This window comes from Jiangella aurantiaca (genome assembly GCF_004349105.1).
Lineage (GTDB): Bacteria > Actinomycetota > Actinomycetes > Jiangellales > Jiangellaceae > Jiangella > Jiangella aurantiaca.
In genome coordinates this window covers 32,657-53,535 of the sequence record NZ_SMLB01000025.1, presented here as the reverse complement: position 1 = coordinate 53,535, position 20,879 = coordinate 32,657, and the positions used below count along the sequence as shown (strand labels likewise).

The window sequence follows — 20,879 nt, the reverse complement described above, 5'->3', positions numbered from 1 at the left end:
CGCGGTCGTCAGTGGAAGTCGCGGGAGCGGTGCCGGGCGTGCAGGGCGCGGGCGGCCTCGGGGTGCAGCTCCGCCAGCGAGGCCAGCTTGTCCGCGACCAGGTTGATGACGCCGTCCTTGCGCTCCAGGATCCCCCGCACGATCATGCAGGCGGCGTTGCGGGCGACCCGCCGGTGCCGTTGCCACAGCCCGCCGCCGCAGACGACGTTGACCATGCCGGTCTCGTCCTCGATGTTGAGGAACGTGATGCCGCCCGCGGTGCCGGGCCGCTGCCGGTGCGTGACCACGCCGGCGACGCTGACCCGGCGGTTCGGCTCGGCGGTGGCGAGGTCCTCGACGGCGAGGATGCCCTCGCGGCGCAGCAGCGGCCGCAGGTGCGCGAGCGGGTGACCATCAGGTGAGATCGAGGTGGCCCACAGGTCGGCCAGGGTCAGCTCGACGTCGCTCATGCCGGGCAGCTGCGGCGGGGCCGGGGTCGCGGTGACGGCCTCCAGCTGGCCCACGGTCTCGACGTAGCCGGCGTTCCACAGCGCCTCGCGGCGGGTGAGGCCGAAGCCGTCGAACGCGCCCGCGGTGGCCAGCGCCTCCAGCTGCCGGGCGTCGAGGCCGGCCCGGCGGGACAGGTCGGTCGGGTCGCGGAACGACCGGCCGGCGCGGGCCTCGACGATCGCCTCGGCGACGTCCTTGCTGATGCCACGGACGGAGTCGAGGCCGAGCCGGACCGCGTACCCGGTGTCGCGGCGGTGCTCCGGCGTGGGGTCGGGCGTCCCCGGGACCCACTCGGTGCGGCTGTGCTCCGGGATCAGGCAGTCGGCCCGCCCGATGGGCCGGGAGTCGCCGTCGCCGTCGGGCTCGATGCCGGCCGTGGCCCCGGACCGCGTGATGTCCGGACGCAGGACCCGCACGCCGTGCCGCCGGGCGTCGTGGACCAGCGACTGCGGGGAGTAGAACCCCATCGGCTGGGCCCGCAGCAGCGCGGCCAGGAACGCCGCCGGGTAGTGCAGCTTGAGCCAGGAGCTGACGTAGACGAGCTTGGCGAAGGACAGGGCGTGGCTCTCGGCGAACCCGAAGTTCGCGAACGAGAGGATCTTGGTGTAGAGCTGGTCGGCGTCGGCGCCGATGATGCCGCGCTTGGCCATGCCCTTGTACAGCTTCTCCTTGATGCTCTCGATGCGCTCGATGCCGCGCTTGGAGCCCATGGCGCGGCGCAGCAGGTCGGCGTCGTCGGGGGTGCAGTCGCCGACGGCGATGGCCATCTGCATGAGCTGCTCCTGGAACAGCGGGACGCCGAGGGTCCGCTCGAGCACCGGCTTCAGGTCGTCGTGGACATAGGTGGCCTCCTCTTTCCCGGTGGCGCGGCGGATGTAGGGGTGGACGGCGCCGCCCTGGATCGGGCCGGGGCGGATCAGCGCGATCTCGATGGCGAGGTCGTAGAACTCACGCGGCCGTAGCCTCGGCAGCGTCCCGATCTGGGCCCGGCTCTCGACCTGGAACACGCCGATGGAGTCGCCGCGGCAGAGCATGTCGTAGACCGCCGGCTCCTCCTTGGGGACGCTCTGCAGCTCCCACGCCTCGCCGAGGTGCCCGGCCACCAGGGTGAACGCATGGTTCAGCGCGCTCAGAATGCCGAGCCCGAGCAGGTCGAACTTGACCAGCCCCATCGACTCGCAGGCGTCCTTGTCCCACTGCAGGACGGTGCGCTTGTCCATGCGGCCGCGCTCGATGGGACACACCTGCCCGATCGGCCGCTCGGTCAGGATCATCCCGCCGGAGTGGATGCCGAGGTGCCGCGGCGCCCGCATCAGCTGGTTGGCGAGGTCGACCACCTGCACCGGGATGTCGTGCCCGTCGGCGTCGGCCTCGGCCACCGCGCTCCAGCTGTCGACCTGCTTGGACCAGGCGTCCTGCTGCCCCGGCGAGTAGCCCAGCGCCTTGGCGGCGTCGCGGACGGCCATCTTGGGGCGGTAGCTGATGACGTTGGCGACCTGGGCGGCGTTACGGCGGCCGTACCGGTCGTAGACCCACTGGATGACCTCTTCGCGCCGGTCGGAGTCGAAGTCGACGTCGATGTCGGGCTCCTCGTCGCGGTTGACGGAGATGAACCGCTCGAACGGCAGGTCGTGGAAGACCGGGTCGATGGCGGTGACGCCCAGCGCGTAACAGACCGCCGAGCTGGCCGCCGAGCCCCGTCCCTGGCAGAGGATGCCTTCGTCGCGGGCGAACGCGACGATGTCGTGGACGATGACGAAGTAGCCGGCGAAGTCCTTCTTGTCGATGATCTTCAGCTCGTAGTCGACCCGCTCGCGGGCCGCCCGCTCGTGCTTCACGCCGCGGTAGTAGCGCTGGAAGCCGAGGTCGACCAGGACCCGCAGCCAGCTCATCGCCGTGTGGCCGTCGGGGATGTGCTCCTTCGGCAGCCGCGGGCTGGCCTTGTGCAGGTCGAACGCGATCTCGTCGGCCAGCTGGACGGAGCGCGCGACGGCGCCCGGATAGCCGGCGAACCGGTCGGCCATCTCCCGCCCCGTCCGCAGCGACGCCGCGCCCCACGCGGGCAGCCAGCCGTTCATCTCGGCGAGACTGCGCCGCGCCCGGATCGCCGCCATGGCCGAGGCCAGCCGGTGGTCGCCGGGGTCGGCGTAGTGGACGTTGTTGGTGGCGACGACCGGCAGCCCGCGATCGTCGGCCAGCCCGGCCAGCAGCCGGTTGACGTCGTCGTCGCTGGGATGGCCGTGGTCGAACAGCTCGACCACCACGTGGTCGCGGCCGAACATCGCGGTCAGCCGGTCCAGCTCCGCCGCCGCCGCGGCCGGTCCCCGCGCGGCGAGGGCGGACCGGACGGTGCCCTTGCGGCAGCCGGTGAGCACCAGCCAGTGCCCGCGGCCGGTGTCGGCCAGCTCGTCGAGGTCGTAGACGGGCTTGCCCTTCTCGTCGCCGCGCAGCTGGGCCTCGGTGATGGCCCCGGCCAGCCGGTGGTAGCCCTCGACGCCGCGAGCCAGCACCAGCAGATGCTCGCCGCGTGGGTCGGGGACGCCGTTCTGCGGCGCGTCGAGGCCCAGCGACAGCTCCGCGCCGTAGACGGTGCGCAGGTTCTCGGCGGCGTACTTCTGGGCGATCTCGGCGAACAGCGGCGCGCCGTAGAAGCCGTCGTGATCGGTGAGCGCCAGCCCGTGCAGCCCCAGCTCGATGGCCGCCTCGACCAGCCGGTCCGGCCCGCTGGCGCCGTCGAGGAAACTGAAGTTGCTGTGCGCGTGCAGCTCCGCATATGGCGTGACCGGCTCGTCCGGGCGTTGCACCTCGGCCTTGCGCTTGTACGGCTTGCGCTTGCGCGACCCGGGGCCGTCCTCGGGCGGCACCGTCGGCCGGTCGGACAACCGGCGCTCCAGTTCGCCCCAGGGGATCGGCGGATTGTTCCACCCCACGTCACGCCCCCTCTCGGTCAGTCATAGCCGGCCTCGACCCACCAGCCGTCGTCGGCGCAGGTCATCAACCACGCCCGGCCGTCGACGGTGACGATCTGGAAGCGGGCGACCCAGCTGGCGGGGTTCTCCCACCACAGCTCCTCCACCGGCCACGGCCCGGACCACGCGCTGACGGGCTGCCAGCCGTCGCCGAGCCCGTCCGCACGGAACCGGGCCGGCGGGGCGCTGACCACGCCGCGTTCGCTGACCCATACCAGCTGGCCACGGTCGTCGACGACGACCACCGGGCGCGGCTCGGCGAAGACGCGGACCGGCGCCGGCGGCGGGAGGCTGCCCGGCCACGGGAGGTCGACCGGACGGAGCCCGACCGGCCGCTCGCCCCACGGGACCAGCGCCTGCCGGTCGGCCGGCGCCCGGCCGCCCTGCACGGTCGGGACGGTGACCGCGTGCGGGCCGAGCATGCCCTGGACCCGGGCGACCGCCCGCTCCACGCGTTCGTCGGTGCCACCGCCCCACAGCGCGGCGGCGTGCGCGCCGGCCGGCTCGACGGTCTCGGGGACGAACCGCACCAGCTCGACCGGCGCCGTGACGCCCTGGGTGTTCCGGAGCTGTCCCCGCAGCTGCCAGTGGACGCGGTCGACCAGGTCGGCGGCGCCGAACCAGCGCGAGTGCGCCCACACCCGCGACGACGCGACCTCGTGGTCGCACTCGGCCTCGATCAGGACCTCGGTGCAGACCAGCCCGCGGCCGGCCAGCTGGGCGACGAACCGCTCGGCGGTCTGGCGGACGCTGAAGCTGACGGCCTCGACGGTGTCGAGCGGCGGTTCGAACCGGATCTGGCACTCCAGGTCGGGCGGCGGAGTGCGGGCTCCGAGCAGGGATTCGTCCTCGCCGCGGGCGAGCCGGTGCACCTTGGCGCCGTAGCCGCCGAACCGCGCCTGGACGTCGTCGCCGTCGAGTTGGGCGAAGTCGCCGAGCGTCCGCAGCCCCAGGCGGCGCAGCAGGCCCGCGACATCGTCGTCGTCGATGACGCCGACCGGGAGATCGCGCAGGAACGCCGCCGACCCGCCCGCCTCGACCACGACGGTCTCCTGCGGCCCGGCCCGCCGGGCGGCCTGCTCGGCGGTGAACAGGTCGTCGGCGACGCCGATGCGGCAGTCCCACACGCCGGCCCGGACCAGCCGTTCGGCGATGAGCGCGCCGGCGGGGTCCTCGCCGCCGTAGAACCGGCCCGGCGCGCGCACCGCCAGCAGTCCCGGCCGCAACGGCGCGACGCCCGGCCGCAGCTCCTCGACCGCCATCAGCACCGGCTCGAACACCCGGGCGTCGCGGTCGGGATTGTGGTCGATGAGTCTGAGCTCGGGACAGCGCGACTGGGCGTCGCGGCGGCGCATCCCCCGCCGAACGCCCTCGGCCCGGGCCGCCTCGTTACAGGCGACGACGGCGTTGGCGGCCAGTACCACGGCCGGCGCGGTGCTCTGGACGGAGTCGTCCTCGGCCATGGCCGCGACCACCGGCCAGTCCGGACACCACACGACGAGGACGCGGCGGCGGCTCATCCCGCTACCTCCAGCCCGGCCGCGGCCGGGGCCGGGGTCGTCGCGTCGGGGATGGGCCCGCCGGTCTCCAACGCCTCGAGGTCGGCGCCGGACACCGTGCCGTCCGGCCCGGGCAGCCACAGCCACGCCGACCGCGGCCGGCCGCCGGCACCCCGTCCGTACGCCTCGACCTTCACCCGCCGACCGCGCAGGTGACCGCCGCCGTGCTCGGGCCCCACCCACAGCGATGACGACACCCGCAGGCGGGTCTGCGCGCCCTCCCAGTCGCCGACCGAGACCAGCGCCGTCCCGTGCCGCCGCGCCAGCGCGACGAGCCGCCTGGCCAGCTGCCCGGTGACCTGGCCGGGCGGCCGCACCAGCACCACCTCGACCGACGTGAGCAGCACCGCCACCACCTCGGCCCACTGGTCGCCGGGGTCTTCGACGACCACCACGCGGCCGAGATCGGCGCCCATGTCGGATGCCGCCAGCACGCCGAACTCGGACAGCCCCACCACCGCCGACCACGCCCCGGCCGCCGTGGCCCCGGCCAGGAGCGCCAGCGGCAGCACGCCCGCGCCGTCGACCGCGACCACGTGCCCACGGCGCAACCCGCCGAGCAGCGTGCGCAGGGCCGGCAACACCGCGACCAGCTCCACCGGCTGTACGGCGAAACCCGCTCTGGCCAGCGCCGCTTCGGCCTGGTCGCGTCCGAGTACCGTCACTCACTCATCGTCGAACACATGTTCGAGAGGTGTCAAGTCGATCTGCACTACCCCAGCTGGTCGCGGCGGCGGGTCAGGTAGGCGGTCTCGGCGGTGTTGCCGGCCAGTTCGATGGCTTTGTCGTACGCCGCGCGCGACTCCTGGCTGCGGCCCAGCCGGCGCAGCAGGTCGGCGCGGGTCGCGTGGTAGGCGTGATAGCCGGCCAACGCCTCGGTGAGGCGGTCAACGATGGCCAGTGCCACCTCCGGCCCGTCGAGCTCGGCCACGGCGATGGCTCGGTTGAGGGCGATGATCGGGGAGGGGTCGAGGTGGACGAGCTGGTCGTAGAGGGCGAGGACCTGCGACCAGTCGGTGTCGCGGATGTCGCGGGCGGAGGTGTGCACGGCGTTGATCGCGGCGAGGATCTGGTAGCGCCCCGGAGCCACCCCGGCAGCGGCAGCGGCGAGGCGCTCGCGCACCAGCCGATGACCCTCGGCGATCAGTTCCGCGTCCCAGGCCCCACGGTCCTGCTCGTCGAGGGCGACCAGTTCGCCGCTGGCCGAGATACGGGCGGTGCGGCGGGCCTCGATGAGCAGCATCAGCGCCAGCAGCCCGGCCACCTCACCGTCCTCGGGCAGGAGGGCACGGATCAGGCGGGTGAGCCGGATGGCCTCGGTGGTCAGGTCGTGTCGTACGGGGTCGGTGTCGGGGCCGCTGGCCAGGTAGCCCTCGTTGAAGACGAGGAACAGGACGGCGAGTACACCGGAGACGCGTGCCGGGAGATCCTCGGCGGACGGCATCCGATAGGGGATGCGCGCCGCCTTGATCTTGGCCTTGGCGCGGGTGATCCGCTGCCCCATGGCGGTCTCCTGCACCAGGAAGGCACGGGCGATCTCGGGCACGGTCAGACCGCCGACCATGCGCAGCGTCAGCGCCACGCGGGTCTGCATCGCCAGCGCCGGGTGACAGCAGGTGAAGATCAGCCGGAGCCGGTCGTCGTCGATGGCGCCGGGAGGCTCGGGTGGGGTGTTGTCATACACCATCTGAGCCTCCTTGTGCTTGACGTCGCGCTTGCTCTCGCGCCGGATCCGGTCGATGGCCTTGCGAACGGCGGTGGTGGTCAGCCAGGCGCCGGGGTTGGGCGGCACGCCGTCGGCCGGCCACCGCTCGACGGCGGTCGTGAACGCCTCGGCGGCCGCCTCCTCGGCGATGTCGAGGTCACCGAAGCGCCTGGTCAGGGCGGCGACCACCCGGGCCCACTCGTCGTGGTGGGCCTGAGTGATCGCCTCCTCGACGTCGCTCACTGGAACGGCCGCACCTCGATCTTCCGATCGCAGACCTTCGACGCCTCGGCGGCGAGCTCGAGCGCCACATCCAGATCGGGGGCCTCCCACACCCAGACGCCGGCGAGGTACTCCTTCGACTCCACGAAAGGCCCGTCACTGAACACCGCCTGCTCGCCCCGGTTGTCGATGACCTTGGCCGCGTCGGTGTCCGCGAGTCCGCCCGCGAAAACCCAGTAGCCCTCGGCGATCAGTCGTTCGTTGAACGCGCTGATGGCAGGCTGCCTGTCCGTGCTGCCGGGATTGCTCTTGTCATCGATCACGGAAACCAGGTACCGCATCTGAAGATCATCTCCTGTGGTGTCAATGCGTGGTTCGGTCAGGGACTTCAGGCCGCTGCATACCGCGGGCGCCCGGCCGGCCGGTAGACCTGGATCGTCACGCCCTTCGAGTCGACCCGCGACTCGATCAGGTCGAGCGCAAGATCCGGACCGGTCTCCGGGAACAGTCTCGCGCCCTGGCCGAGGATCACCGGGATCACGATCAGAATCATCTCGTCGACCAGATCGTTCTCCAGCAGCCACCGGGTCAGGGCGCCACTGCCGTGCACCTGCAGCTCACCCTCGGCCTCGGCCTTCAGCGCACTGATGGCCGCAGCGAGGTCACTGCGGAGAACGGTCGTGTCCTCCCAACGCGGCGCGGTGAGCGTGGTCGAGGCAACGTACTTGGAGGCCTCGTTCAAGGCCACGCCGATGGGATGTGCGCGCATCTGGTCGATTGATCCCCAGGAGCCGGCGAACAACTCGTAGGTGCGCCGGCCGAACAGGAACGCCTCGGCGCGCTGGTAGGTCTGCGTGATGAACGTCCTGGTCTCGTCGTCACCCGCCCCCCGGGCCCATCCGCCGCGCTCCAATCCGTTCCTGCGGTCATCCGACGCGGTGCCGTTTCCCTGCATCACTCCATCGAGAGTGACCTGGGTCATGGTCGTCAGCTTCATGATCGCGGTTTCCTTTCCTTGGGGCACCCTCGTGGGCGGCCTCTCACCGCTGCTACGAACACCGCTGCCCCGATCCGACACCGCCTCCAGGAACTCTTTCGACCTTTCTGGTCCGCCGGCTGTCCGCGCGGTCATCATGCCGATGCCCGACCGGCCACGCGGCGCTGGTGCCGGACCACCCGCGCGCGGGTGCCGCACGCGTCGCCGCACCAGCGCTGGTTGCGGCGATCGCGCAGGTAGAGCTGGCCGCAGCCGGGAGCGTCGCATAACGCGAGCCGGTCGGCGTCCGGACCGGCGAGCAGTTCGACCACCTCAGCGGCCACCGTAGCGAGCAGCGCCGACAACGGCGGGCCGTCCCCGGCCACGCGCACCTCGGCGCCCCTCGCCTCCGGCCGCAGCAGCCGCACCACCGGCCGGCGCGCCAGGAGCTCGTTCAGCCGGCCTACGGCATCCTTCGGCCACGACTCACCCCGGGCCGCCGCCCGCAGCACTGCGAGCACGTCGTCGCGCAGGTCGCCCACGGCCCGTACCGCACCGTCGTCGACGGGCACCGGCGGCACCCGGCCGGCCTCCGCCGCCAGCCACTCGCGTACGCCCTCGGGCTCGGCGATGAAGTCCACGTACCGGTCGCCCCGGCGGCGGACGGTGTTGGCGAGATCGATCGCCAACTGGTCGCCCAGCCAGCTCCACCGCTCCATCGACGCCACCTCGCCTTAACGGTTTTCCTCCACAATACCGTTTTGAGTGCGGTCCAGCGGGAACGAACGACGACATGCTCCCGGTCGTCATCCTCTGCGTCGCCGAGTTGGTCAACGTCCTCGGCGTCACCGTCGTTGTGCCGGCGCTCCCCGCGATCGAGCGCGGCCTGGACACCTCCGGCGAGCTGGTGGTGACGGGGTACGCGGCGACGTTCGGCGGGCTGCTGATCCTGGCCGGGCGGCTGGGCGACCGGCTCGGGCACCGTCGGCTCCTGCTGGCCGGTCTGACGGTGTTCGGGACGGCGTCCGCGGCGGCCGGGCTGGCGCCGTCGGCGGAGTGGCTGGTCGCCGCCCGGTGCCTGCAGGGAGCGGGCGCGGCGGCGATGATCCCCAACGCGCTCAGCCTGCTGGTCGCACACGCCGGCGACCGGCACGGCCGCGCCGTCGCGCTGTGGACCGCGGTCGGGGCGGTGGGCGGCGGCAGCGGGTTCTTCGTCGGCGGCGTGCTGACGGACGTCGCCGGCTGGCGGTGGATCCTCCTGGTGAACGTGCCGGTGACGGTGGTGCTGGCGGCCGGGGTCGCGACGGTGGTACGGCCGGCCCCGCGGCACGACGGCGGCGGGCTGGACGTCGCCGGCGGGGTCACCGTCACGGCGGCGCTGGTCGTGCTGGTGCTGACGGCGTCGGCGAGCGGGCCGGCCGCCGTCGCCGGGGTCGCCGCGACCGGCCTGCTGCTGGCGGCGTTCGTGGTCGTCGAGCGGCGGGCCGAGGATCCGATCCTGCCGCCGCGGACGTGGTCGGACCGCCGGCTGTCCTCGGCGTCGGCGGTCGCCCTCGTCAACAACGCCGCGACCGGGTCGGCCGTCGTCGTCGGGGCCGGCTTCGCCCAGCGCGAGCTGGCGCTGACACCGTCGGCCGCCGGGCTGGTCCTGCTCTCGTTCAACGCGGCGGTCATCGCCGGGTCGGCGCTGGCCCCGCGGCTGTCGGGCGGCCGGCCGGACCGGGCGATGCGCATCGGGCTCGCCGTGATGGCCGCCGCCGCGCTGGCGCTGGCGACCGGCACCGCCACGGTGACCGGGACGACGGGCACCGGCGCGCTCGCCGCCGGGCTCGCGCTGCTCGGCGCCGGGCTGGGCGTCTCCGCCGTCGGTTCCACCACGCTGGGCACCGCGGGCCGGGAGGACCGGCGCGGGACGTCGTCGGCGCTGATCAACACCGGTGCTCAGGTCGGGACCGCCGTGGGCGTCGCCGTCGTGCTGGGCCTGGCCGGGACGGACGGCCACCGCCCCGGCTGGCTGCTGGCCGCCGCGATCGCCGTCGCCGGCCTCGCCGCCGTCATCCGCCCGATACGCCCCGAACCACCGCAACCCGCCACGTCTCCGGCCACCCCTTACCAGCGTGCCGGGGATGCAGCATGATCAAGTGATGCAGTCGAGTCACGTCGTGCGGCAGGCGCTGCGCTCCGACGTCGGCACCGTCGCGCGGGTGCTGGCCGAGGCGTTCGACGCCGATCCGGTGATGCGGTTCATCGTGCCGGCGCCGCACTACCGGAAGCGGCTGACCGCGTTGTTCGCGTTCGAGACGCTGCTGAGCCCGCGCGGGTCGTGGGTCGACGTGGTCGACGGCGAGATCGCCGGCGCGGCGCTGTGGGGCCTGCCGGGCACCGGCCCGCCGGGGTTCTGGCCGACGCTGCGGCACAGCCGGTACCTGCTGCGAGCGTTCGGGACCGGGCTGCCGAAGGCGATGCGGTCGTTCCGGGTCATCGAGGACGCGCACCCCACGTCACCGCCGCACTGGTACCTGCAGACGCTCGGGGCGGCGCGGCCGGGACGGGGCGTGGGTGGCGCGCTGCTGCGGGACGGGCTGGCCCGGGCCGACGCACAGGGGCTGCCGGCGTACCTGGAGTCGTCCGCGCCGGGGAACGTCGCGATCTACGAGCGCTACGGTTTCCGGCCGACCAGGGAGATCGTCCTGCCGGGCGGCCCCACCCTGACGGCCATGTGGCGCGAGCCGGTCCGAGGGGGTCAGTAAGGTCGGAGTCGTGGCCATCGACGCATCGACCTTCCCGCAGCCGTATCCGTCCGCCCCGCGCGGCGACGACGCCGACGTGCTGCACGGCATCACGGTGCCCGACCCCTACCGCGCACTGGAGGACGAGGACGACCCCGTCACGCAGGCGTGGTCCAAGGCGCAGCGTGTGCTGTTCGACGAGCACCGCGCCGGCTGGCCGGCCCGCGCGGCGTTCGCTGACCGGCTGACGCAGCTGCTGCGGGCCGGCTCCGTCGGCACCCCGGCCTGGCGCGGCGAGCGGGCGTTCCACACCCGGCGCACGCCCGACCAGGAGCACGCCGTCCTGCTCAGCGTCGATCCCGACGGCACCGAGCGGGCGCTGGTCGACCCCGTCGCGCTGGACCCGTCCGGCGCCACCACGCTCGACGCCTGGCAGCCGTCCAAGGAGGGCGGCCTGCTGGCGTACCAGATCTCCGAGGGCGGCACCGAGGAGTCGGTGCTGCGGGTGCTCGACGTCGCGACCGGCGAGGTGGTCGACGGCCCGATCGACCGCGCCCGCTACTCCCCTGTCGCCTGGCTGCCCGGCGCCGAGGCGTTCTACTACGTGCGCCGGCTGCCGAAGGAGTCCGTCCCGGAAGGCGAGGACCAGTTCCACCGCCGTGTCTACCTGCACCGGCTCGGCACCGACCCCGCCGGCGACGTCGAGATCTTCGGCGCCGGCATGGACAAGACCAACTACTACGGCGTGTCGGTCAGCCGCGACGGCCGCTGGCTGACGGTCAGCGCCGCGCAGGGCACCGCGCCGCGCAACGACGTGTGGATCGCCGACCTCGGTGCCGACGGCGCCGACCCCGCGCGGCCCGAGCTGCGCCCCGTCGTCGTCGGCCAGGACGCCAAGACCGGCCTGCACGTGGGCCGCGACGGCCGGTTGTACGTGTGGACCGACCTCGGGGCGCCGCGCGGCCGGCTCGCCGTCACCGACCCCACGACACCCGAGCCGGAGCACTGGCGCGACCTGCTGCCCGAGGATCCCGAGGCGGTGCTCGAGGACTTCGCCCTGCTCGACGGCGCCGAGCTGGACGCCCCGGTGCTGCTGGCGTCGCGCACGCGGCACGCGATCTCCGTGGTGACGGCGCACGCGCTGGCCACCGGCGAGCCGCTGCACACGCTCGAGCTGCCCGGAATCGGCAGCGTCGGCGGGCTGTCCGAGCGGCCCGAGGGCGGGCACGACGCGTGGCTCGCCTACACCGACCACACCGTGCCGGTGCGCATCCTGCACTACGACGCGCGGTCCCGGACGGTATCGACGTGGGCCGACGCGCCCGGCGAAATCGAACTGCGGGCCATCTCATCACAGCAGGTGACGTACCGCTCCAAGGACGGCACCGAGGTCCGCATGGTCATCGTGTCGCCGGCCGACGGGGCCCGGCGGCCTCGGCCGGCGGTGTTGTACGGCTACGGCGGCTTCAACATCGCGCTCACGCCCGCCTACTCGGCCAGCATTTTGGCCTGGGTCGAGGCAGGCGGCGTGTGGGCCGTCGCCAACCTGCGCGGCGGCTCCGAGGAGGGCGAGGAGTGGCACCGCGCCGGCATGCGCGAGCACAAGCAGAACGTGTTCGACGACTTCGCCGCTGCCGCCGAGTACCTCGTCGCCGAGGGCTGGACGACGCGCGACCAGCTGGCGATCTTCGGCGGGTCCAACGGCGGGCTGCTGGTGGGCGCCGCGCTGACCCAGCGGCCGGAGCTGTACCGCGCCGTCGTCTGCTCCGCGCCGCTGCTCGACATGGTGCGGTACGAGAAGTTCGGTCTCGGCGAGTCCTGGAACGACGAGTACGGCACCGCCGCCGACCCCGTCGAGCTGGGCTGGCTACTCGGATACTCGCCGTACCACCGCGTGCGCGACGGCGTCGAGTACCCGTCCGTCCTGTTCACGGTCTTCGACGGCGACAGCCGCGTCGACACCCTGCACGCGCGCAAGATGGCCGCCGCCCTGCAGGACGCCACGTCGGGCGACCCGGTCGCTCGGCCGATCCTGCTGCGCGCCGAGGCCAACGTCGGACACGGCGCCCGGGCCGTCTCCCGCACCGTCGACCTCAGCGCCGACCAGCTCGGCTTCGTCGCCGCGCAGCTGGGACTGGAGCTGCCGTGATCCCGATGATCGGCCTCATGGCGGCCGGCGGCGTCGTCGGCGCGGCCGGCGTCGTCGCAGCGCCCGACATCACCGAGGCCGAGCGGTACTCCGCCGAGTGGTGGCGCGACGTCCTGCTCGACGTGCCGCTGCGCCTGGTCGGCCTGATCCTCATCGCCGTCGTCACCCGGTACCTGTTGCACAAGTTCATCAACCGGATGGTCCGCCGGACGGTCGAGAAGGAGCCGCCGAAGGCCGTCCTCGGGTCGGCCCGGGCCGCCCGCATCGTGTTCGGCGGCGCCGGGGCGTATTCCGAACGGCGGGCGCTGCGGGCCGAGACGCTCGGGTCGGTGCTGCGCAGCATCACGACAGTGCTGATCAGCGCTATCGCCGTGGTCACTGCCCTGGAAATGCTCGGCTACGCCGTCGGGCCCGTACTCGCGTCCGCCGGTGTTCTGGGCGTCGCGCTCGGTTTCGGCGCGCAGAACCTCGTCAAGGACTTCCTCGCCGGCGCGGCCATGATGCTCGAGGACCAGTACGGCGTCGGCGACGTCGTCGACATGGGCCACGCGGTCGGCACCGTCGAGGCCGTCAGCCTCCGCATCACCCGCCTGCGCTCGGTCGACGGCACCGTCTGGTACGTCCGCAACGGCGAGATCGTGCGGGTCGGCAACTCGTCCTACGGCTGGTCGCGGGCGCTGCTGGACGTCCACATCCCCGCCGACGCCGACGTCAGCCGCGCCCGCCGCCTGCTCGAAGATCTCGTCGCCGACCTCGCCGCCGAGGACCACTGGGACGAGCTGATCCTCGAACCCCCCGAGGTCTGGGGCGTCGAGGACCTCACCCCCGACGGCGTGCTGATCCGGGTGGTCATGAAGACCAAGCCGCTGGAGCAGTGGGCGGTGGCGCGGGAGCTGCGCGAACGCATCAAGCGCCGGTTCGACGCCGAACGGCTCACGCTGCCGGTCGCGACGGAGACGTCGGCGGCCGGTTCGGGAGGCGCGGGCGACCCTACCAACCCGCCGCCGGCAACGTCCGCCCCGCCGCCGTCGGCTCCGCCACCACCGCCGACGTCGTCCGACAACAACCCTTGACGGTGGCCCGGGCGGCACTGGAGGTCTGCGGTCGACCTCGACAGCAGACCTCCGGCGGCCGGGCGCTCAGGCGTCGGCGAGTGCGGCGTCGAGCGTGATGGTCGTGCCGGTCAGCGCCTTGCTGACCGGGCAGTTGGCCTTGGCGTCCTCGGCCGCGGCGACGAAGTCCTCGCTGGAGATGCCCGGCACCACGCCCCGCACCGTGATCTTGATGCCGGTGATGCCCTCACCCGGCTGGAACGTCACATCCGCAGACGTCTCCAGCGACGTGGGCGGCGTGCCCGCCTTGGCCAGCCCGTTGGAGAACGCCATCGAGAAGCAGGACGAGTGCGCGGCCGCGATCAGTTCCTCGGGCGACGTCTTGCCGTTGGGCGCCTCCGTGCGCGCGGCCCACGTGACGTCGTAGGTGCCGAGTCCCGACGAGTCGAGCGTGACGCGGCCGGCCCCCTCGAACAGCGAGCCTTCCCAGCGCGCGGTGGCGGTACGGGTCGTTGCCATGAACGTGTCCTCCTATGCGACGTGTCAGAGACCGCGACCATCCTCTCCTGCCCGGCCCGAGGCTGTGTGGCCAGGGGCACTGGTTCCCTTTTCCTTGTGGGACTCGCCGCCGTTTGGGACCTCGCGGTCGGCTATGGACTTTGCATCTGGGGGATGCGGGCGACGACTATGGAGGACGTGACCATGCGCCTGGACAACTTCTACGACGCCGTCGGCGGGCACGAGACGTTCGCGAAGCTCGTGCACCGCTTCTACGAGGGCGTCGCCACCGATCCGCTTCTGAAGCCGCTGTACCCCGAGGAGGACCTCGGCCCGGCGGAGGAGCGGCTGCTGCTGTTCCTCGAGCAGTACTGGGGCGGCCCGACGACGTACTCCGACCAGCGCGGTCACCCGCGGCTGCGCATGCGGCACGCGCCGTTCAAGGTCAACCCGGCGGCGCGCGACCGCTGGCTGCTGCACATGCGCACCGCGGTCGACGAGCTCGACCTGCCGCCGATCTACCGCGACACCCTGTGGGACTACCTCGAGCGGGCGGCGCACTCCATGGTGAACACCTTCGAGGACTGACGGAACCGGCTCACTCCGAGCGGGCCGCCGGGGCGCGGTGGCGCTGGGTGGCGCGGTAGCGGCGCATCCGGGCGCTGGCGCCGCAGGTGTCGTCGCTGCACCAGCGCCGGTTGTGGTTCTTGGTCCGATCCAGGTAGATCCACCGGCAGTTCACCGTCGAGCACTCCGCCAGCCGGGTCAGGTCGGTCATGCTCAGCAGGTCGACGGCCTGCCGGGCGACGGGCCACAGCACGCTGTCCGGGTCGGCCGACGACGCCGGCCATTGCCAGCCGTAGGCCGAGCGGCGGGTCAGCCGCGCGTGCGCCAGCGCGGCGAGGTAGGCGTCGCGAATTGCCTCGAGGTGGTCCTCCGCCGGCGCACCTCCGGCCAGTTCGGCCCGGATCACCGCATCGAGGTCCGCGCGCAGTCGTCGGGCGGCGGACAGCGTCGCCGCGGCCGCGCCGGGCTCGCACTCTGCGACCCTGCGCAGCCGCGCGGCGTGGTCGTCCGTGATGAGCCCCGCCTGCTCGGCCCAGGCGACCAGGTCCGCGTAGCCCGGCAGCAGCTCTACCAGCGCGGGCTCGAAACCACCGACCGTGTTGACGAAGTCCACGGCCGGGTGGCCACCGATCAGCTTGAACGTCACCTTCGACCGCCCTCCCATTGATACGGGCAATCTATGTGTTTGAGCGTAACAGCCTCGGGTAGTGGTGACGAGCGAAAGGCCTTGTGGACCGTAACGCTGGGTGGTGAACGGAGGAACCGTGACGGCCCTGCCGCGTGCCGCGTACGCCGGATTCGCCGCCTTCGGCTGCTTGTGGGGCGTGTGGGGCGCCATGCTGCCAGCGGTGCGTGAGCAGGCCGGACTCGGGCATGGGCAGCTGGGTACGGCGCTGCTGTTCATCGGCGCCGGGGCGCTGCCGGCGATGCTGCTCACGGGCCCGGCGGTGGACCGGTTCGGGCACCGGGTCACAGCGGTCCTGCAGGTGGCGCTGGGCTGCACCGGCGTGATCGTGGCACTCACCGGCCACGGGTTCGTCGGCCTGGTTACGGGGCTGGTCGCCCTCGGCGCGGTGTCCGGAGCCGCCGACGTGGCGAACAACGCGGCGGCGGCCTCGGCCGAGCGGGCATCTGGCCGCCGCCCGGTGATCGCCCGGGCGCACGGCGTGTTCTCCGCCGGCGTCGTGGGGGCCAGCCTGGTCAGCGGCGTCCTCCGTGGCGCCGGCGCAGCGGTCGCCGTGCCGTTCCTGCTGGCTGCCGCTGTGGGTGCCGCGGCGGGCATTCTCACGTGGGCCGGCGCCCGCACCGACGACCGCGTCCGCGCCGGCGTACGTCCGCCGGCCGCGGGCTCGCCCCCACGCCGGTTCTTCGGCACGCTGCGGCCGCTGCCGTTGCTCGTCGTCGGCGGTCTCGCGGCACTGGCCTTCGCCGTGGAGAACGCGCACCAGAGTTGGAGTGCGGAGTATCTGGACGACGTCCTGTCCGCCGGGCCCGCGGTGGCCGCCGCCGGGCCGGCGGTCTTCGCCGCGGTCGTCGCGGTCGCCCGGTTCGCCGTCGCCGGTCTCAGCGCCGGGCACCCGCTCGCCGTCCTGATCATCGGCGCCGCGGCTGCCGCAGCCGGCACCGTCGTGGTCGCCGCTGCACCCACCGTCGCGGTCGCGCTGACCGGGGTCGGCCTGGCCGCGGCGGGCACCGCCGTGCTCTATCCGACGCTGCTCGCCCTGGCCGTGCTGCGGGTCGACGAGTCCGCCAAGGGCACCGCGACCTCCGTCGTGGCCACCATCGCCTACCTCGGCTTCCTCGCCGGACCCGTCTACGTCGGGTACTGGGCCGCCGTCGCCGGGCTGCCCGGAGCGATGGTCGCCGTCGCAGCCGTGGCCGCCGGGCTGGCGCTGCTCACCTGGCCGGCGCTCCGCGCGGTCTCCGCCGTCAGGCGACGCCGAGCCGGGTCAGGACGCCGCGCACGAACGCCGCCTGGCCGATGTGCTGGTAGCTGTCGCCGATGACGCTGACCAGCCGCACGCCCATCGTCACCGGCGGGTCCCAGCTCTCGTCGACGACGCGGCCCAGCGTCTCGTCGTCGAGCTCGCGCAGGAAACCCTCGGTGATCTCATGCGTGGCGTCGTGGTAGCCGATGAGCAGCGCCGGGTCGTCGACCACGACCGCCCCTACGTCGGAGCTGCGGTGCCCGTAGCCGGTCGCCGCGGGCGGGAACGGCAGGCCGAACCGCTCGTGCCAGCCACCCGACGTCCACACCTGGTCGATGCCGGCCACGTGCGCGACGTGGTCGTCCTGGATGCGGGTCAGGTGCCAGACCAGCCAGGCGATCGTGTTCGCGTCCGGGTCGACGCGGTAGGCGAGTTGGCTCGGCGTCAGTCCGCCGACCGTCGCATGGACCCGCTCGCGGATCCGGCCGAACGCGTCGATCAGCAGGTCGGGACCATGCACGATGTACCACTCCTCGGCGTTGGCGTGAACCGCCATGACACCACACCCGGTGCGAGCCGCAAGGTCGGCCGCGAGGTTCCCGGCGACGGCGAGTCCCATGAGGGAAAGAAGAATCGCGGTGCTGCTCGACGCCGCGGCCGGCACGCGCGACGTCGCACGTGCCGTAGGGCTGTTCTAGGCTGGTGTCCCGTGACTCAGGCTTCCCGTGACTGGTGGAGAGACGCCGTCATCTACCAGGTGTACATCCGATCCTTCGCCGACGGTAACGGCGACGGCGAGGGCGACATCGCCGGTCTTCGCGAGCGGCTCCCGTACGTGCGCGACCTCGGCATCGACGCGCTGTGGATCAACCCGTGGTACCCGTCGCCGCTGAACGACGGCGGGTACGACGTCGCCGACTTCCGCGACATCGATCCGCGGTTCGGCGACCTCGTGCAGGCGAAGTCGCTGCTCGACGAGGCACACGGGCTGGGCCTGAAGGTCCTGCTCGACATCGTGCCGAACCACAGCTCGTGGGACCACCGGTGGTTCAGGGAGGCGCTGGCCGCCGGTCCAGGGTCGCCGGAGCGGGCGCGCTACATCTTCCGCGACGGCCGCGGACCCGACGGCGCGCTGCCGCCGAACAACTGGCGCAGCGTCTTCGGCGGACTCGCGTGGGAGCGGGTCACCGAGCCCGACGGCACGCCCGGCCAGTGGTACTTCCACATCTTCGACGTGTCGCAGCCCGACTTCGACTGGGAGAACCCCGAGGTCAGGGCCGAGTTCCTCGACATCCTGCGGTTCTGGTTCGACCTCGGCGTCGACGGCTTCCGCATCGACGTGGCGCACGGCATGGTCAAGAACATGGCCGGGCCGGACCTCCCGTACGACGAGTCCGGCCTGCTCGACCGCCCCAGCATCGCCGACCACCCGTTCTTCGACCGCGACGGCGTGCACGACATCTACCGCGGCTGGCGCGAGGTCGCCGACTCCTACGACCCGCCGAGACTGTACGTCGCCGAAGCGTGGGTCGAGCCGGCCGAGCGGCTGGCCCGTTACCTGCGCGACGACGAACTGCACAGCGCGTTCAACTTCGGCTACCTGAAGTCCGCGTGGACGGCCGCCGACCTGCGCCGCTCCATCGACGACTCCGTCAGCACGCTCGCGTCGGTCGGCGCGCCAGCCACCTGGGTGCTCGAGAACCACGACGTCGAGCGGGTCGTCACGCGGTACGGCCGCGACGTGACGGCGGCCGGCACCGGGCACGCCGGCAAGGCGAAGGGCCCTGTCGACGTCGAGCTGGGGACGCGGCGGGCGCGGGCGGCGGCGCTGCTCATGCTGGCGCTCCCCGGCGGGGCGTACGTCTACCAAGGCCAGGAGCTCGGCCTGCCGGAGGTGCTCGACCTGCCGGAGGGGTCCCTGCAGGACCCGGTGTGGGAGCGGTCCGGCCACACCGAGCGCGGCCGCGACGGCTGCCGGGTGCCGCTGCCGTGGTCCGTCTCGGGGTCCTCGTACGGGTTCGGCTCGGGCGGCGCCTGGCTGCCGCAGCCGGCCGGCTGGGGCGAGCTGTCCGTCGAGGCCGAGGACGGCGACCCGGCGTCCATGCTCTCCCTGTACCGCGACGGTCTCCGGCTGCGCCGGTCCATCCCGTCGGTCGAGCCGCTGACCTGGATCGACGAGACCGCCGACGACGTGGTGGCGTTCCAGCGCGGCCGCGGGTTCGCGTGTGTGGTGAACCTGGGCGCGACGCCGTCGACGCTCCCGGCGCACCGCGAGGTCATTCTGGCCAGCGGGCCGCTCGACGCCGACGGCCGGCTGCCCACCGACACCGCCGTCTGGCTCGCCGTCTGAGTCGTCGTCTCGACGGGGCGTCACCGCTCACTGGGTGGTGACGCCCCGTCCCTGCGTCCACAGTCGATACCGACCACCTCTCCCGTGCGTTGATCACGGAGAACTCGGGCTTCCCAGTGTCGCAGAAGCCCGATTCCTCCGTGATCAACCGGCTGGGCAGAGACGCACCGAGGTAGGAGCGGCCCGCGTCAGAGGGCGAAGAGCGCGAGGCCGCTGCGGGCGAGCACCGAACCGTTCGGAGCGTCCAGCCGCCACCAGGCGCCGACCGAGCGCAGCGCGACCTCCGCGCCGTCGGGCCCGCCGAGGAACCCGTACGACGAGGCAGCGTGCGCGAGCCGCAGCGGCATGCCGGCGGCCAGCTCGCGGTCCCAGATCTCCGTCGCCAGTCCCTCCAACGCCGCCCGGCCCGCTCGCAGCGACTTGCCGTCGGCGACCCCGGCCGCGCGGGTGCGGAACTCCTCGACGCCGCGCTCGACATCGGCGACGACGGCGGTCAGCGGGAGCCGGGCGAGCTCGGTCCAGCCGGACCGCGGCGGCAGGCTGCTGGCCCACCGTAGCGCAGGCAGCGCCGGCGGCAGCTCGAACGTGCCGGCCGCGCCGACCGCCCGGGCGGCGAGGTTGCCGGCCTCGACGACCACATCGAAGTCGGCGGGCTCGGCGAGCGCGACGGCCCGCAGCGCGAGCGCGTCGAACGGGGTCTCGGCGAAGCAGCCGAGGACCGTCCCGTGGGCGACGATGCGCAGCACTGAGTCGGGCTCGTACTTGGCGACCCGGCGGGCGAACGTCGCGAGGTCGGCGGCAGCTCCGGGATGGGCGGGGACGAACGACGTCACGACGCCGGCTCGAGGTAGCGCTCGAGGATCTTGCGCTCGACCGGGCTGACCGGCCGCGGCGTGTTCGCCCGGACGTCGAACGCGACCAGCACGCCGGTGGCCCGCGCGTACAGCGTCGTCTCGTCCTTGACCTCGTACGCGACCTCGAACGACGTCGTACCGATGCGCGTCACCCACACCTCGACCTGCAGCGGCTCGGTGCGGAACGGGACCGGCGCGAGATAGTCGATGCTCTGCTGCACGACGACGGAGCCCTCGTGCGGCGCGTTGCCCGACGACACGAGCTGCCGGTGCGCGAAGTCGACCCGCGCCTCCTGCAGGTACTCGGCGAACGTCACGTTGTTGACGTGCCCGAACGCGTCGAGGTCGTCGAATCGGACGGAGCATTCGTAGACGTGCCTCACGCCGCCGCCTTCCCCGGCTCGGGCCCGTCGGGCTCGAGGAACGTCTCGAGCACCAGCCGTTCCTCGTGGGCCACCCGCCGCGGGTGCGCGTCGTCGAGGTCGTAGGGGACCAGCACGCTCGACGCGACCGCGTACACCGTGCGGGCGCCGTCACCGTCGACGTCGAGCACCTCGTAGCCGAGTTCGAACGACGAGTTGCCGACGCGGCGCACCCATGTCTCGACGCGGACCGGCTCGGCCCGGTAGTGCAGCGGCGCGTGGTAGCTGATCTCGTGCCGCGCCACGACGACGCCCTCGGCGAGCTGCTCCGCGCCCTGCTTCGGGGCATGGACGAACAGCATGTCGACGCGCGCCTCCTGCAGGTAGCGCAGGTAGACGACGTTGTTGACATGGCCGTAGGCGTCCATGTCGGCCCAGCGCAGGGGCACCTGTGTCACGTGGCGCGGCAC

General features: G+C 73.0%; 20 protein-coding genes. 7 read left to right on the top strand and 13 right to left on the bottom strand.

Annotation, left to right across the window (positions count from 1 at the left end; all coding sequences use genetic code 11):
- Positions 1 to 8 precede the first annotated feature (8 nt).
- From E1262_RS17825 to E1262_RS17795, 7 genes are all read right to left on the bottom strand, one after another.
- Positions 9 to 3,419: an error-prone DNA polymerase gene (locus E1262_RS17825; RefSeq protein ID WP_132104481.1), complete on the bottom strand. Its 3,411-nt coding sequence runs from the start codon at positions 3,417 to 3,419 to the stop codon at positions 9 to 11.
- A 17-nt stretch (positions 3,420 to 3,436) separates the two neighbouring features.
- Positions 3,437 to 4,978, bottom strand: a complete 1,542-nt coding sequence (locus E1262_RS17820; RefSeq protein WP_132104480.1) for a DNA polymerase Y family protein — start codon at positions 4,976 to 4,978, stop codon at positions 3,437 to 3,439.
- Positions 4,975 to 5,682, bottom strand: a complete 708-nt coding sequence (locus E1262_RS17815; RefSeq protein WP_203453981.1) for a hypothetical protein — start codon at positions 5,680 to 5,682, stop codon at positions 4,975 to 4,977. The genes E1262_RS17820 and E1262_RS17815 overlap by 4 nt, the downstream gene beginning before the upstream one ends.
- Before the next feature lie 47 nt (positions 5,683 to 5,729).
- On the bottom strand, positions 5,730 to 6,965 hold the full coding sequence (locus tag E1262_RS17810) for an RNA polymerase sigma factor (RefSeq protein WP_132104479.1): 1,236 nt from the start codon (positions 6,963 to 6,965) through the stop codon (positions 5,730 to 5,732).
- A complete protein-coding gene (locus E1262_RS17805; RefSeq protein WP_132104478.1) occupies positions 6,962 to 7,285 on the bottom strand; it encodes a YciI family protein in 324 nt (107 codons plus the stop codon). The genes E1262_RS17810 and E1262_RS17805 overlap by 4 nt, the downstream gene beginning before the upstream one ends.
- Before the next feature lie 47 nt (positions 7,286 to 7,332).
- Entirely contained in the window at positions 7,333 to 7,941 is a 609-nt protein-coding gene (locus tag E1262_RS17800) for a dihydrofolate reductase family protein (protein ID WP_132104477.1), read from the bottom strand.
- A 134-nt stretch (positions 7,942 to 8,075) separates the two neighbouring features.
- Positions 8,076 to 8,639 (bottom strand): CGNR zinc finger domain-containing protein, encoded by a 564-nt coding sequence (locus E1262_RS17795; RefSeq protein WP_132104476.1) that lies wholly within the window; start codon positions 8,637 to 8,639, stop codon positions 8,076 to 8,078.
- 74 nt (positions 8,640 to 8,713) lie between these two features.
- Between E1262_RS17795 and E1262_RS17790 the strand changes: the two genes are divergently transcribed.
- The 4 genes from E1262_RS17790 to E1262_RS17775 are packed head-to-tail and all read left to right on the top strand — an operon-like array spanning position 8,714 to position 13,871.
- Positions 8,714 to 10,057 carry an MFS transporter gene (locus tag E1262_RS17790; protein ID WP_132104475.1) on the top strand — a complete coding sequence of 448 codons (1,344 nt, stop codon included), beginning with the start codon at positions 8,714 to 8,716 and terminating at the stop codon, positions 10,055 to 10,057.
- A gap of 7 nt (positions 10,058 to 10,064) precedes the next feature.
- The gene (locus E1262_RS17785) at positions 10,065 to 10,670 is read left to right on the top strand and encodes a GNAT family N-acetyltransferase (RefSeq protein ID WP_132104474.1); all 606 of its coding nucleotides are present in this window, start codon (positions 10,065 to 10,067) and stop codon (positions 10,668 to 10,670) included.
- A gap of 10 nt (positions 10,671 to 10,680) precedes the next feature.
- Entirely contained in the window at positions 10,681 to 12,798 is a 2,118-nt protein-coding gene (locus E1262_RS17780; protein ID WP_203453980.1) for a prolyl oligopeptidase family serine peptidase, read from the top strand.
- A 5-nt stretch (positions 12,799 to 12,803) separates the two neighbouring features.
- Complete coding sequence (locus tag E1262_RS17775) at positions 12,804 to 13,871, top strand: mechanosensitive ion channel family protein (protein ID WP_238992979.1); 1,068 nt, start codon at positions 12,804 to 12,806, stop codon at positions 13,869 to 13,871.
- Positions 13,872 to 13,937: 66 nt separating this feature from the next.
- Here E1262_RS17775 and E1262_RS17770 read toward each other — a convergent pair whose 3' ends face one another.
- Positions 13,938 to 14,369, bottom strand: a complete 432-nt coding sequence (locus tag E1262_RS17770) for an OsmC family protein (protein ID WP_132104472.1) — start codon at positions 14,367 to 14,369, stop codon at positions 13,938 to 13,940.
- 183 nt (positions 14,370 to 14,552) lie between these two features.
- Between E1262_RS17770 and E1262_RS17765 the strand changes: the two genes are divergently transcribed.
- Positions 14,553 to 14,936, top strand: a complete 384-nt coding sequence (locus tag E1262_RS17765) for a globin (protein WP_132104511.1) — start codon at positions 14,553 to 14,555, stop codon at positions 14,934 to 14,936.
- 10 nt (positions 14,937 to 14,946) lie between these two features.
- Here E1262_RS17765 and E1262_RS17760 read toward each other — a convergent pair whose 3' ends face one another.
- A complete protein-coding gene (locus E1262_RS17760; RefSeq protein ID WP_162605966.1) occupies positions 14,947 to 15,561 on the bottom strand; it encodes a CGNR zinc finger domain-containing protein in 615 nt (204 codons plus the stop codon).
- 118 nt (positions 15,562 to 15,679) lie between these two features.
- Between E1262_RS17760 and E1262_RS17755 the strand changes: the two genes are divergently transcribed.
- Positions 15,680 to 16,921, top strand: a complete 1,242-nt coding sequence (locus E1262_RS17755; RefSeq protein ID WP_203453979.1) for an MFS transporter — start codon at positions 15,680 to 15,682, stop codon at positions 16,919 to 16,921.
- Here the strand turns inward: E1262_RS17755 and E1262_RS17750 are convergent.
- Positions 16,845 to 17,399 (bottom strand): mycothiol transferase, encoded by a 555-nt coding sequence (locus E1262_RS17750; protein ID WP_238992976.1) that lies wholly within the window; start codon positions 17,397 to 17,399, stop codon positions 16,845 to 16,847. The two genes, E1262_RS17755 and E1262_RS17750, sit on opposite strands and share 77 nt — an antisense overlap.
- A gap of 153 nt (positions 17,400 to 17,552) precedes the next feature.
- On the opposite strand from E1262_RS17750, the gene E1262_RS17745 reads away from it, so the two are divergent.
- Entirely contained in the window at positions 17,553 to 19,193 is a 1,641-nt protein-coding gene (locus tag E1262_RS17745) for a glycoside hydrolase family 13 protein (RefSeq protein ID WP_238992975.1), read from the top strand.
- A 188-nt stretch (positions 19,194 to 19,381) separates the two neighbouring features.
- Here E1262_RS17745 and E1262_RS17740 read toward each other — a convergent pair whose 3' ends face one another.
- From E1262_RS17740 to E1262_RS17730, 3 genes are read right to left on the bottom strand one after another with little or no spacing between them, the layout of a single operon-like run.
- Positions 19,382 to 20,026: a DUF8185 domain-containing protein gene (locus E1262_RS17740; RefSeq protein WP_132104468.1), complete on the bottom strand. Its 645-nt coding sequence runs from the start codon at positions 20,024 to 20,026 to the stop codon at positions 19,382 to 19,384.
- A complete protein-coding gene (locus E1262_RS17735; protein WP_132104467.1) occupies positions 20,023 to 20,430 on the bottom strand; it encodes an acyl-CoA thioesterase in 408 nt (135 codons plus the stop codon). Before E1262_RS17735 ends, E1262_RS17740 begins: the two co-directional genes overlap by 4 nt.
- Positions 20,427 to 20,879: an acyl-CoA thioesterase gene (locus tag E1262_RS17730; RefSeq protein ID WP_132104466.1), complete on the bottom strand. Its 453-nt coding sequence runs from the start codon at positions 20,877 to 20,879 to the stop codon at positions 20,427 to 20,429. The genes E1262_RS17735 and E1262_RS17730 overlap by 4 nt, the downstream gene beginning before the upstream one ends.

Coding starts and splice junctions, on each gene's coding strand:
- E1262_RS17805 (WP_132104478.1), bottom strand. CDS start 7,285: ATGCGGTACCTGGTTTCCGTGATCGATGACAAGAGCAATCCCGGCAGC.
- E1262_RS17770 (WP_132104472.1), bottom strand. CDS start 14,369: ATGGCAACGACCCGTACCGCCACCGCGCGCTGGGAAGGCTCGCTGTTC.
- E1262_RS17820 (WP_132104480.1), bottom strand. CDS start 4,978: ATGAGCCGCCGCCGCGTCCTCGTCGTGTGGTGTCCGGACTGGCCGGTG.
- E1262_RS17775 (WP_238992979.1), top strand. CDS start 12,804: ATGATCGGCCTCATGGCGGCCGGCGGCGTCGTCGGCGCGGCCGGCGTC.
- E1262_RS17795 (WP_132104476.1), bottom strand. CDS start 8,639: ATGGAGCGGTGGAGCTGGCTGGGCGACCAGTTGGCGATCGATCTCGCC.
- E1262_RS17790 (WP_132104475.1), top strand. CDS start 8,714: ATGCTCCCGGTCGTCATCCTCTGCGTCGCCGAGTTGGTCAACGTCCTC.
- E1262_RS17785 (WP_132104474.1), top strand. CDS start 10,065: ATGCAGTCGAGTCACGTCGTGCGGCAGGCGCTGCGCTCCGACGTCGGC.
- E1262_RS17800 (WP_132104477.1), bottom strand. CDS start 7,941: ATGAAGCTGACGACCATGACCCAGGTCACTCTCGATGGAGTGATGCAG.
- E1262_RS17765 (WP_132104511.1), top strand. CDS start 14,553: ATGCGCCTGGACAACTTCTACGACGCCGTCGGCGGGCACGAGACGTTC.
- E1262_RS17750 (WP_238992976.1), bottom strand. CDS start 17,399: ATGGCGGTTCACGCCAACGCCGAGGAGTGGTACATCGTGCATGGTCCC.